Consider the following 11944-nt stretch of genomic DNA (forward strand, 5'->3'; position numbering starts at 1 on the left):
AATTCGTTTGTCCGATGAGTGGCTGACCACGCCGGCCGATCCGGCAGCGCGAGCCTACTTCCCGCAATGATGATCGTTGATGACGTTCAGCGCATTCGCGTCCGGTCCTACCCTGTTGTAGGAGCAGGGTTCGGCGGCCGTCGTGAACAAGTGGTTGTCATAGTAACGCGGGCCACCGAACAGGATGTCGATGATGTCGCCATTGGCGGAAACGTAGCGTTCGGGTTGAGCTTGGTGGTGATGCCGGTTTCCGGCGAACGCCGAAGCGCCAATGCTGCAGCCTGTTGCGAAAGCCAGAGCGAAGATCGCAACGCATTTTTTCGTCATCGGCAATATCCTCCATTCGGAATCAAACCATACATCTAAAATCGCCGACCGAATAAAAGTTCCTGCCGGTGCTGGTCCTATCGGATGTTCGGGGTTGGGGCGGGCGTACTTGCTTCACGCCCTCCCGATATCGTCTCAGGTCAAGCGGCCCGTTGAACCATGGTTGCAAATGAACGCGACCCCGGAAAGCCGCGCCTCGGCCGGGTTTTCTGCCGTTTCGAACGGATCCGGAAAATCATGCTTCAACAATGCCGGGCGACCTATGGTCACCCTTTGCCTTTGGCGCGAAACGGACTATGAAACGGCTTCAACCGAGCCATCTGGATAGCCCGCCGGAGCCAGCCATGACCGAAATCCTGCAGACCCCAAAGCTCGTCGTCGTCTTCGGCGGCTCCGGCTTTGTCGGTCGTCATGTCGTGCGGGCGCTGGCCAAGCGCGGCTACCGCATCCGAGTCGCCTGCCGCCGGCCCGATCTCGCCGGCCACCTGCAGCCGCTCGGCAATGTCGGGCAGATCCAGCCGGTGCAGGCCAATGTCCGGGTGCGCTGGTCGGTCGACCGCGCCGTGCAAGGCGCCGACCATGTCGTCAATCTGGTGGCTATCCCGTATGAGGGCGGCCGGCAGAAATTCGCTGCCGTGCATGAGTTCGGCGCACGCGCCATCGCCGAGGCGGCGCGCACCGTCGGCGCCGGCCTCACCCATATCTCGGCTCTGGGTGCGGATCTCCACGCGCAATCGGACTATGCGCGTACCAAGGCGCTCGGCGAAAAGGCGGTTCTGGAGACGATCCAGGACGCCGTGATCTTGCGGCCATCGATCAATTTCGGGCCGGAGGACGGTTTCTTCAACCGCTTTGCCAACATGGCCCGCTTTTCCCCAGTCCTGCCGCTGATCGGCGGCGGGCAGACGAAATTCCAGCCGGTCTATGTCGGCGACGTCGCCGAAGCGGTGGCGCACTCGGTCGACGGCAAGGTCCAGGGCGGCCAGATCTATGAGCTCGGCGGGCCGCAAGTGCTCAGCTTCAAGGAATGCATGCAAGAGCTGCTTGTCATCATCGAACGCAAGCGGCTTCTGCTGCCGATGCCATGGTGGCTGGCGAACCTCCAGGCATCAATTCTCGGGCTGCTGCCCAAACCGTTGTTGACCAAGGACCAGGTCCTGCTGTTGCGCCAGCACAATGTCGTGTCGGATGCCGCCGTCAAGGATAACAGGACGCTCGCCGGCCTCGGCATTCAGCCTCGGTCGATCGGAACCATTCTGCCAAGCTATCTCTGGCGCTACCGCGCCGCCGGCCAGTTCCAACGCAAGTCCGCATAATACGGAACGAACGTTCAGCCGCTTACGGCACGCGCCGGGTGACCTGCATCGGCAGCCCGCCTTGCGGCTGCGTCGTCAGCTTCTGCACCGGCCAGGGCCGGGTCTCTGCGGTGGTGTCGAAACGGTAGCGCGACAGCATGATCGCCAACGCGATGATCGCCTCCTGCATGGCGAAGCTGGCGCCGATGCAGACGCGAGGCCCGGCGCCGAACGGTAAATACTGGAAACGGTCGATCTTTTCGCGGTTTCCCGGATGGAAGCGTTCCGGCATGAAAGCGTCCGGCCGGTCCCACAATTTCCGATGGCGGTGGACGACCCACGGCATCACCAGCACCGCGGCGCGCCGCGGTATATAGAGGCCGTTCCAGGTTTCGGGCTCGATCGGTTCGCGGTTGATCGACGGCGCCGGCGGATAGAGCCTGAGCGCCTCGTCGAATGCGGCGCGGGTGAGCGGCATTGCGTCGAGCCATTTCGTCGGGTCGGGCTCGCGCGCCAGCACCGCATCGATCTCGTGCTCGATCTTTTCGCGCTCCCACGGCGCTTCGGCAAGGCAGTAGAGCGTCCAGCCGAGCGCCCTGGCTGTAGTCTCGTGGCCGGCGCCGATGAAGGTGATGATATTGTCCTCGACCTCGGCCCGGGTCAGCCCGTCCGGTCCCTCCGCCTTGAGCAACAGAGTGAGAAAGTCCATCCGGAGCGCGCTTCAGCCGCTCTTCGCGCATCTGCACCGTGTCGGTGACGATCTTGCGGAAGTAGGCCATGGTCTTGCGGCCGCGGATGCGGGTCAGGCGCGGCATCCAGTCGGGCGCACGCAAAAGGTCGAGCGGATCGACCCGGCCCATCGTCTCGAACAGGCGGTCGATCTCCTTGGCGAAGCTGCCCGGCTCGCCCGATATCTCGCCCGAAAACAGCGTCTCGGCCAGGATGTCGAAGGTGAGCAGCGTCATGTCGTGGGCGATATCCGACGTGCCACCCTGCTCGTAGCGCGTGACGAACTCGAGCGTGCGTTTCAGCATCGGCTCGGCGAAGCCGAAGATGTGGCGCGGCGTGAACACCGGCGCCATCGCCTTGCGCGAACGCTTCCAGACATCGCCCTCGGCGGTCAGCAGGCCGTCGCGCAAGATCGGCCGCAGGATCAACTGGCGCACCGTCGCCATCTTGTAGTTCTTGGCATTGTCGACCAACACGTGGCGGATGAGGCCGGGATCGTTGGCGATGACCAGCCGCCCCCCGACGCCGTTCACCGAAATCCAGGGCTCGTTGTAGGTCGCCTCGCCCCACAGTTCGAGCGGATTGCGGTATACGATGCGGATCATCTCCAGCGTCGAAGGCGGCGAGGTGCGCGGCTTCGGCGCCGGCGGGACGAAGGGGACGGGCTGACTGTCCATGGCGTGCTCCGCTAGCGAGCTCAATGTAGTGGCTGGCAAGGCAAGCGTCCATGTGGCCGAACGGCAAGGCGAAGCATCCACTCTCTGGAATGTGACCGGGGCACCGGAAAGTGCCTGCTTGTTGTGTCTGGTTGCGTGCCTTAGGTGGCACTCACCAACAGATACCGCCAACCGGCAGGAGCCCACCTTGAAGCACCAGTTGAACGTCATCATCGGCAGCACGCGGCCGGGCCGCGCCGGGCCGGTTTTCGCAAAGTGGCTGGAGAGCTTCGCGGCCGAGCACGGGAAATTCGAGCCGGTGCTCACCGACATCGCCGCCTTCAACCTGCCGGTGCTAGACGAGCCGCATCATCCGAGACTCGGCAAATACGAAAACAGCCACACGAAGGCTTGGTCGGAGGCAATCGACGCCGCCGACGCATTCGTCTTCGTGGCGCCGGAATACAATTATTTCGCAGCCCCCGCGATCGTCAACGCGGTCGACTACCTGCTCAGGGAATGGCGATACAAGCCGGCCGCCATTCTCAGCTATGGCGGTGTCTCCGGCGGCTTGCGAGCGGCGCAGGCGGTCAAACCGCTGCTGACCTCCGTCGGCGTCATGCCGATCCCGGAAGGCGTGGCGCTGCCGATGTACCAGAAACTGCTCGACGAGACCGGTGCCTTCCTGCCCAGCGAGCAGGTGCTCGGCGGGGCCAGGACCATGCTGGACGAGCTGTTCCGCTGGAGCGAAGCACTGAAGCCGATGCGGGTCGGCTAACAACGCGAACAGCCTGGCTTGCTCATGCCATAAAGAGATGGAATGCTCCGGCAAATGACCGGGCCGGGGCGGTTCGATTTGCGTCTTCTGTTTGCCTTGCTGCTGATCCTCTCGACGGCCTCCGCTGCCGTGGCGGAGCGGCGCGTTGCGCTAGTCATCGCCGAGAACGACTACCGGCTGATCCGGCCGCTCGCCAATCCCGTCAATGACGGCGAGATCATGGAAACGGTGCTGAGGAAGCTCGGTTTCGAGGTCTTCCTCGAAACCAACCGCGACCTGCGGCGCATGCGCCGGGCGCTCGACGATTTCCGCGACGATGCCAAAGGCGCCGACGTGGCGTTCGTGTTCTTCTCCGGCCACGGCGTCGAGATCGCCGGCGAGAACCGGCTCCTGCCGGTCGATGCAGACTCGTCGTCGCTCGATGCGCTGGAAAAGACCAGTCTGCCGCTGGAAGAGGTCCGCGAGGTCGTCGCCGCCACCAGCAAGATCGGACTGATTGTGCTCGATGCCTGCCGTAGCGATCCATTCGCGGGCACGGGCGATGAAGGCCGCGGCGCGACGGCACTGGCAAAAGACGTCAGCGACAAGGTCCGGCCGGGTCTTGGTCGCATCGGGCGGGCAGAAAACATCCTGTTTGCCTTTTCGGCGGCGCCCGGCGAGACCGCAGCGGATGGGACCGGCGAGAATTCGCCGTTCACCGCGGCGCTGACGAAATATCTCGGCACCGAAGGGCTCGAGATCCGCTCCGTGCTGACGCTCGTGCAACAGGAGGTCTACGATCTCTCGCGCGGCAAGCAATTGCCCTATGTCGAGAGCGGCCTGCCGCAGCTGTTCTTTGCCACGACAGCCAAGGAGAAATTGCCGGAGCGCGAACGCCTGTTGCTGGCCATGGCCGAGGTGACGCCCGAGATGCGCGGCGAGGTGGAAAAGATCGCCAGCGACGCCGACATGCCGCTGGCACCGCTTTATGGCGCGTTGATCAGTTCCGATGCCGGCCACCTCTCCGCGGACAGTCTGAACGCCAGGCTGCGTGAGGCGGCCGACGCCTTCGTCAAGGTGCGAAGCGAAATGCAGACCCTTGGCTCCGACGATCTGCGGGTGGCAGCGTTGCGCCGGCAGGCCGAAGAGCAGCTTTCGCTGGGAGCGTTCGATGCCGCGCGGAAAAAGCTCGCCGAGGCAGCCGAGATCGACAATGTCTCGCGCAACGCGCTGAAGGCTAATTTCGTCAGCCGCACGCTTTCCGAAGCCGCGACGCGCTATCTGTCCGGCGGCGCGGCGCGCGCCGACCTCGACTACGCCACAGCCATCAAGGATTATGAATCGGTGCTCGCGCTTTATGGCGAAGCCGGCCAGGTGGTGCTGTCGCTCGACGATGCCGACCGCTTGATCCGCACGCTGGACGAGCTCGGCAAGCTCTATACCACGGTCGGCAATATCGAGGCGGCCGGCCGCGCCTTCGAGGCGCTGCAAGCTGATCTCGAGCGGCGGTCGCATCAGGAAACCGATCCGAACGTGAAGCGCGACTTCGCCGTCAGCCACGTCAAGCTCGGCAATGTGCGGATGGCGCAAGGCAATCTGCCGGCAGCGCTGCAGAACTATGAGACCGCCAAGACCGTTCTGCAGGGCCTGACCGAGGCAGAGCCGGACAATCTGGAGTGGTTCGGCGACCTCGCCATGACCGACGACAAGATCGGTAACGTGCTGGCGACGCAAGGCGATCGGGCCGGCGCCGCACAGGTCTATCAGGAAAGCCTGTCGATCAAGAAACAGCTCGCTGCCGGCGAACCCGACCGTGCCGAGCTGCAGCGCGACCTGACCATCGCCTATGATGAGATCGGCCATCTTGCCCATGTCGCAGGCCAACTGGACAACGCACAGGCGGCCTATGAAGAGAGCCTGAAGGTGCGGCTGGCGCTGGCGGCGGACAAGCCGGGAGATGCCGACCGGCAGCGTGACGTCTCGGTCAGCCACGATACGATAGGCGACCTGCTGCGCGAACGCGGCGACGCCGCCGGGGCGCTGGCGGCCTACAAGGAAGGCCTGGCGATCATCAAGCAACTGGCGAAACGCGATCCGGACGACACCGAGCTGAAACGCGACCTGTCGGTCGGCAACGCCAAGATCGGCAACGCGCTGAGCGACCAGGAGAATTGGCCGGCGGCACTTTCGGCTTATCGTGAGGCACTCTCGCAGGCCAGCGCGCTCGCCGCCGGCGACCCGAACAACACCGATTGGCAGCGTGACCTGTCCGTGTGCCTCGAGAAGGTCGCCGGCGTCCTGGCGATACAGGGCGACCACAAAGGCGCGCTGAAAGCCTATCTGGACAGTTACGCGATTGCACAGAGGCTGGCGAAGCTCGATCCCGCCAATTCCGACTGGCAGCGTGACTTGTCGATAACGCTGTCCGAAGTCGCCACGCTGCGCCTCAGGCAGCGCGACGTCAGAGGAGCCCGGCAAGCCCTTCAGGACAGCCTCGCCATTCGCGAGAAACTTGCCCAGTCCGATCCGGACAACGCCACCTGGCAGCGCGACCTTGTGGTCGCCTATATCGACTACGCGCAGATTGCGAAGGATCCGAAAGCCGTGCTTTCCAAGGCGCTCGACATGACGCTCGAGCTCGACCGGACCGGTCGGCTGGCGCCGCGATACAAGTTCATGATCAAGTTCCTGCGTGAGCGGCTGGCCAAGATCGAAGCCAGGCGCCGGTAGCCGGCCCACGCGACGGTCATTCCGTTCGGAAACGCCTGCAAACCTTGGAAAAACCGCCTTTTGCGCCTATATCTACGACATTAGAAATGCGCGATTCGACGCCGATTTTTCGCGCTCTGCACACGGCATCAATCAGACAGGTTTTCATGAGCGACCAGACCGACATCGCCAACGGCGTTGAAGCCGAATACGGCGCCGATTCCATCAAGGTTTTGAAGGGCTTGGATGCCGTTCGCAAGCGGCCGGGCATGTATATCGGCGACACCGACGACGGCTCGGGCCTGCACCACATGGTCTATGAAGTCGTCGACAACGCCATCGACGAAGCACTGGCCGGCCATGCCGACCTGGTGACGGTGACGCTCAATCCGGACGGCTCGGTGACGGTCATCGACAATGGCCGCGGCATTCCGACCGATATCCACACCGGGGAAGGCATTTCGGCGGCCGAAGTGATCATGACGCAGCTGCATGCCGGCGGCAAGTTCGACCAGAACTCCTACAAGGTGTCGGGCGGCCTGCACGGCGTTGGCGTGTCGGTCGTCAACGCGCTGTCGGCTTGGCTGAAACTGAAAATCCGCCGCAACGGCCAGATCTACGAGATGAGCTTCACGCATGGCGATGCGGACGCGCCGCTGCGGGTCACCGGCACCTACGAACAACACAAGGTCCCCGGCACCTATGAAGGACGCAGTGGCAGCGAAATCACGTTTTTGCCGTCGTCCGAAACCTTCACCATGGTCGAGTTCGACTACGGTACGCTGGAGCACCGGCTGCGTGAACTCGCCTTCCTGAACTCCGGCGTGCGCATCGTTTTGACCGACGCCCGCCATGCCGACATCGTGCGCCATGAACTGCACTACGATGGCGGGCTGGAAGAGTTCGCCAGATATCTCGACCGGACGAAGAAGCCGCTGCTCGACAAGCCGATCGCGATCCGCGCCGAGCGCGACGGCATCACCGTCGAAGTCGCCATGTGGTGGAACGACAGCTACCACGAGAACGTGCTGGCCTTCACCAACAACATCCCGCAACGCGACGGCGGCACGCATCTGGCCGGCTTCCGCGGTGCGCTGACGCGCCAGATAACCGGCTACGGCGATTCCTCCGGCCTGACGAAGAAGGAAAAGGTGGCGCTGATCGGCGACGATTGCCGCGAAGGACTGACGGCCGTGCTGTCGGTCAAGGTTCCCGACCCGAAATTCTCCTCGCAGACCAAGGACAAGCTGGTGTCGTCCGAGGTTCGCCCGGTGGTCGAAGGGCTCGTCAACGAAGCGCTCGGTACCTGGCTCGAGGAGCACCCGACCGAGGGCAAGGCGGTCATCGAGAAGGTCATCCAGGCCGCTGCCGCGCGCGAAGCCGCGCGCAAGGCACGCGATATCACCCGCAAGAGCTCGCTCGGCGTCACCTCGCTGCCCGGCAAGCTGGCCGATTGCCAGGAGCGCGATCCGGCGAAATCCGAAATCTTCATCGTCGAGGGCGACAGCGCCGGCGGCTCGGCAAAGGGCGGCCGTTCACGCCAGAACCAGGCCATTCTTCCGCTGCGCGGCAAGATCCTCAATGTCGAACGCGCCCGCTTCGACCGCATGCTCGGCTCCGACATGATCGGCACGCTGATCACCGCGCTCGGCACCTCGATCGGCAAGGACGAGTTCAATGCCGACAAGCTGCGCTACCACAAGATCATCCTGATGACCGACGCCGATGTCGACGGCGCCCACATCCGCACCTTGCTGCTGACCTTCTTCTTCCGGCAGATGCCGGAACTGATCGAACGCGGCCATCTCTATATCGCGCAGCCGCCGCTCTATAAGGTGACGCGAGGGAAGAGCTCGCAATATATCAAGGACGAAGCCGCCTTCGAGGAATTCCTGATCGGCTCGGGGCTGGAAGAGGCGTCGCTTGCGCTCAGCACGGGCGAGGTGCGGGCCGGACAGGACCTGCGCAGCGCCATCGACGACGCCTTGGCTGTCCGCCAGCTCATCAACGGATTGCATACCCGCTATAACAGAGGCGTGGTCGAGCAGGCAGCGATCGCCGGCGCGCTCAACCCCGAGATCTTCACCGACCTCGGCCGCGCCAACGAGATGGCCGAGCGTGTTGCGCGTCGTCTCGACATTATCGCCGAGGACACCGAGCGCGGCTGGACAGGCCGTATGTCAACCTCGAACGAGGGCACCGGCGGCTATGTCTTCGAGCGCACCGTGCGCAGCGTCAAGGAGTTCGCGCATCTCGATCTGGCGCTGATCAATTCCGCCGATGCACGCCAGCTCGACCGCTATGCGCCGCGCCTGTCAGAAATCTACGGCGAGCCGCCGGTGCTGCGCCGCAAGGACGTCTCCGAAACCATTTCGGGGCCGCTCGCACTGCTCAATGCCGTTTTTGCCACCGGCCGCAAGGGCCTGACCATGCAGCGCTACAAGGGCCTTGGTGAAATGAACGCCGAGCAGCTCTGGGAAACGACGCTCGACCCGAATGTGCGCTCGCTCTTACAGGTAAGGGTCAATGACGCAACGGACGCGGACTCACTGTTTTCGCGATTGATGGGCGACGAGGTCGAGCCAAGGCGCGAATTCATCCAGGAGAATGCGCTGTCGGTCGCCAATCTGGACATCTGAGCCGCGATCCAGATACCCAGCCGGCGGGCGTGAAGTGGATCGGTGCGCCTTGGCGCACCGATGCGCCTGCTGCATTGCAACAAAGATCACCGCGTATCTCCCGGAACGGAAAGTCTTTCAAGGCATTGTAGTCGATCACAATCGCCGCAGGAGGCATCCATGGGACGTGGCATTTTGCTCTGGCTTCTCGGAGTTCCGATTCCGATCATTATTCTCCTGATGCTGTTCGCACGGTAGGGGGCTTCGATGTCCACCCTAACGTCTGTCGACGTTTCCGCACCGACGGAATCCTCTTCTACTGCTGTCACCTGGGGGCCGATCATCGCCGGCGCCTTTGCTGCGTCGACGCTTACCTTCATTTTGATGCTGCTCGGCTCCGGGCTCGGGCTGAGCATGGTGTCGCCATGGTCCGGCTCGGGTGCGTCAGTCACCACTTTCGCCGTTTCCACCGCCGTCTGGCTGATCATCGTGCAGTGGCTATCTTCCGCTCTCGGCGGCTACCTTGCCGGACGCCTGCGGACCAAATGGGTCGGCATCCACACCGATGAAGTCTTCTTCCGCGATACCGCTCACGGCTTCCTGGCCTGGGCGCTTGCGACGCTGCTCGTCGCCGGCGTGCTCGGCACGGCGCTTTCGGCCGCAATAGGCACCGGTGTCCAGGCTGCTTCGACTGTGGCATCCGGCGCGGCAATGGGCGCTTCGGCGGGTGCCACTGCAAACGCTGGTGGCGCCTCGACTGACAGCGCCACATCGTATTTCGTCGATACGCTGTTCCGCCCGGCCGATCCGGCAAGGCTCGCTGCCGCCAATCCGGAGAGCGACGCCGCGGCAACTGCGCAGGCGTCGCGAATTCTGATCGCGAGTGCGGCAGCAGGCGAAATATCGGGCGACGACAAGACCTATCTGTCGCGGCTGGTGGCCGCCCGTACAGGCCTGTCCGAAGCGGATGCCACCGCTCGGGTCGATGCGGTAATCGCCAAAGTGCAGGACGCCAAGGTCAAGGCCCAGCAGGCGGCCGACACCGCCAGAAAGGCGGGCGCCACCTTCTCGCTGATTGGAGCGCTGTCGCTGGTCGTCGGGGCTTTCATTGCCAGTGCAGCTGCAGCACTTGGCGGCAGGCAGCGCGACGACGAGGAGGCAATTTTCCTGACCAACCGTTGATCGGTGCTTAAGCGAGTTTGATCCGCTTCAGGGAAGGTTACCCCGAAGCGGATTTTGCTTTGAGCTGTCGTCGCCATGATCGTGCGCCGTTCATTGCCTATAGCTCAGTTCCCAGCTTGCGGCCGAGATCGATTGCGTCGCGCAGCACGGCAAGATGCGAGCGCGGCACGCCGGATGGTGCGTTGGCCTCGACGCCGCTCGCCGTCAGCGACCAATAAAGGGTGTGCGTGAAGGCGCGGCCGCGCGGGCCGCGCAACTCGACCTGAATGTTTTCCACCCCCGGACCGAAATTCTCCGTCATCGGTCCGGAAATCGGGTCGCCGGTCAGCCAGCCATTTCCCCTGTCGAAAATGTTGGTCCAGCGCGTCGCCGCAAACACCGCGCCATGATGCACCGCCCGCTGCGGCTTGCCCGAATGGCTGCGCCCTTCCTGATAGAGCACAGTCCCGCCGCCTGCCGTGTCGGCGATCGGCGGACATGCCGAAAACAGGCGTTCGGCGATGCCGCGCCTGAATTCGGCGAGGTTGTAGGTAACCAGAAACTCGCTGTGGGTCAGCGGACTGCCGAGCGTGACGAAATCGCTGATCTTCCACGGCAGCGGGTGATCCGCATCCTTGGCACGGAGCTGCTGGTAGAGCTCCCATTGGTCGCGCTGGAATCCGGAGAGGTCATCGAGATGCTCGGGCCAAGCTGAAACATCGGCGGCCAGCGTCGCCTTGTCGACGGCGCGGATCGCCTTCAGCCTCGCTTTGTCGCGAACGGCTTCCAGCCTTCGAGGCCTGAAATCGGCCCACAATATCTGCAGCAGATCATAGGCGATGATTGACCCCAAGCTGTGCGAGACCAGGACGATGCGGTCGTAGGCGTCGTCCATCATAAGGCGCTTCAGCAGCTTGAGGCCACGCTCGCGGACCAGCGCGCGCTTCTCGACCGTCGTCGCTTCGGCCCGTACATAGGCAGCGACATCGCCGAAATAAGGCAGGCCAAACTGGTCCACCGACCAGATGACGAATGACGCCACGACGGTGAGAAGCACACCGGTCGTCCAGGAGATGTAGCCTTGCCAGGCCGACGTTGCGAGCGCCAGCGCCGCGCCGAGGACGACGATAGTGGCCAAAAGCGTGACAGCGTAGAGTTTGCGCACATCGTGCGGAATATCGGCGGGCTTGCGCCAGAGCAGGGTCGTCACCCAGGCAGCAAGGCGGCTCCGGGTCGTGCCTTGGGTGATGTCGGCCCAGTAAAGCTCGTAGAAATCGGTGCGGCGGCCATCGACATCATAGGGCGTGGTGATCCGGCGAAGCTCGTGCGAATTGGTCCGGCTGTCGGGCGTGATCCAACTCTGGTTGATCTTCGCACCCGTCGGGTCGGCCGGATCTGCGACATGGGCATAGAACGGAGCACGGGCGGGATCGTGGCTCCATATCGCCTGGACAAATCCCCTCAGGGTGTCCATGGGCCGCTGTTCGCCCATGCCGTGTACGACCACCACCGCCTGGCTGAGCTTGCGCGGCGCCTTCTCTGCTGCAGTCAGATCGGTGGCCGGCGATGCAGCAGAACCAGGGTCGGGCACCGGCACCTCCACCGACGACGCCGTCAGACAAGACGACCGGTCGCTATCGTAACTTCAGAACCGGTAACAGCCAAGAAAAAGCCCGGCGCGAAGCCGGTCTG

7 protein-coding genes and 1 pseudogene are annotated in these 11944 nt (G+C 63.6%); 5 read left to right on the forward strand and 3 right to left on the reverse strand.

Features of this window, described 5'->3' with window-relative positions:
* Nucleotides 1–54: 54 nt before the first annotated feature.
* Nucleotides 55–327 (reverse strand): hypothetical protein, encoded by a 273-nt coding sequence (locus NKI85_RS05455; RefSeq protein ID WP_352522531.1) that lies wholly within the window; start codon nt 325–327, stop codon nt 55–57.
* Between the two features lie 344 nt (nt 328–671).
* Between NKI85_RS05455 and NKI85_RS05460 the strand changes: the two genes are divergently transcribed.
* Nucleotides 672–1643 (forward strand): complex I NDUFA9 subunit family protein, encoded by a 972-nt coding sequence (locus tag NKI85_RS05460; protein ID WP_352522530.1) that lies wholly within the window; start codon nt 672–674, stop codon nt 1641–1643.
* Nucleotides 1644–1665: 22 nt separating this feature from the next.
* On the opposite strand, the pseudogene NKI85_RS05465 reads toward NKI85_RS05460, so the two are convergent.
* Nucleotides 1666–3028: pseudogene (locus NKI85_RS05465) on the reverse strand (cytochrome P450).
* Between the two features lie 187 nt (nt 3029–3215).
* Between NKI85_RS05465 and NKI85_RS05470 the strand changes: the two are divergent.
* The 4 genes from NKI85_RS05470 to NKI85_RS05485 all read left to right on the forward strand — a co-directional run bounded on the left by NKI85_RS05470 (nt 3216) and on the right by NKI85_RS05485 (nt 10273).
* Complete coding sequence (locus NKI85_RS05470) at nt 3216–3785, forward strand: NADPH-dependent FMN reductase (protein ID WP_352522529.1); 570 nt, start codon at nt 3216–3218, stop codon at nt 3783–3785.
* A 42-nt stretch (nt 3786–3827) separates the two neighbouring features.
* Nucleotides 3828–6494 carry a caspase family protein gene (locus NKI85_RS05475; protein ID WP_352522528.1) on the forward strand — a complete coding sequence of 889 codons (2667 nt, stop codon included), beginning with the start codon at nt 3828–3830 and terminating at the stop codon, nt 6492–6494.
* 146 nt (nt 6495–6640) lie between these two features.
* Nucleotides 6641–9112 (forward strand): DNA topoisomerase (ATP-hydrolyzing) subunit B, encoded by a 2472-nt coding sequence (gene gyrB / locus NKI85_RS05480; RefSeq protein ID WP_352522527.1) that lies wholly within the window; start codon nt 6641–6643, stop codon nt 9110–9112.
* Nucleotides 9113–9358: 246 nt separating this feature from the next.
* The gene (locus tag NKI85_RS05485) at nt 9359–10273 is read left to right on the forward strand and encodes a hypothetical protein (RefSeq protein ID WP_352522526.1); all 915 of its coding nucleotides are present in this window, start codon (nt 9359–9361) and stop codon (nt 10271–10273) included.
* 97 nt (nt 10274–10370) lie between these two features.
* On the opposite strand, the gene NKI85_RS05490 is transcribed toward NKI85_RS05485, so the two are convergent.
* The gene (locus NKI85_RS05490) at nt 10371–11843 is read right to left on the reverse strand and encodes a hypothetical protein (protein ID WP_352522525.1); all 1473 of its coding nucleotides are present in this window, start codon (nt 11841–11843) and stop codon (nt 10371–10373) included.
* Between the last annotated feature and the right edge of the window lie 101 nt (nt 11844–11944).

Origin of the sequence: Mesorhizobium sp. M0571, assembly GCF_040320985.1 — a bacterium.
GTDB lineage: Bacteria > Pseudomonadota > Alphaproteobacteria > Rhizobiales > Rhizobiaceae > Mesorhizobium.

What these genes read in the sequence shown, in the direction of transcription:
- gyrB (WP_352522527.1), top strand. Translation starts at nt 6,641, where the DNA reads ATGAGCGACCAGACCGACATCGCCAACGGCGTTGAAGCCGAATACGGC.
- NKI85_RS05460 (WP_352522530.1), top strand. Translation starts at nt 672, where the DNA reads ATGACCGAAATCCTGCAGACCCCAAAGCTCGTCGTCGTCTTCGGCGGC.
- NKI85_RS05455 (WP_352522531.1), bottom strand. Translation starts at nt 327, where the DNA reads ATGACGAAAAAATGCGTTGCGATCTTCGCTCTGGCTTTCGCAACAGGC.
- NKI85_RS05485 (WP_352522526.1), top strand. Translation starts at nt 9,359, where the DNA reads ATGTCCACCCTAACGTCTGTCGACGTTTCCGCACCGACGGAATCCTCT.
- NKI85_RS05475 (WP_352522528.1), top strand. Translation starts at nt 3,828, where the DNA reads ATGCTCCGGCAAATGACCGGGCCGGGGCGGTTCGATTTGCGTCTTCTG.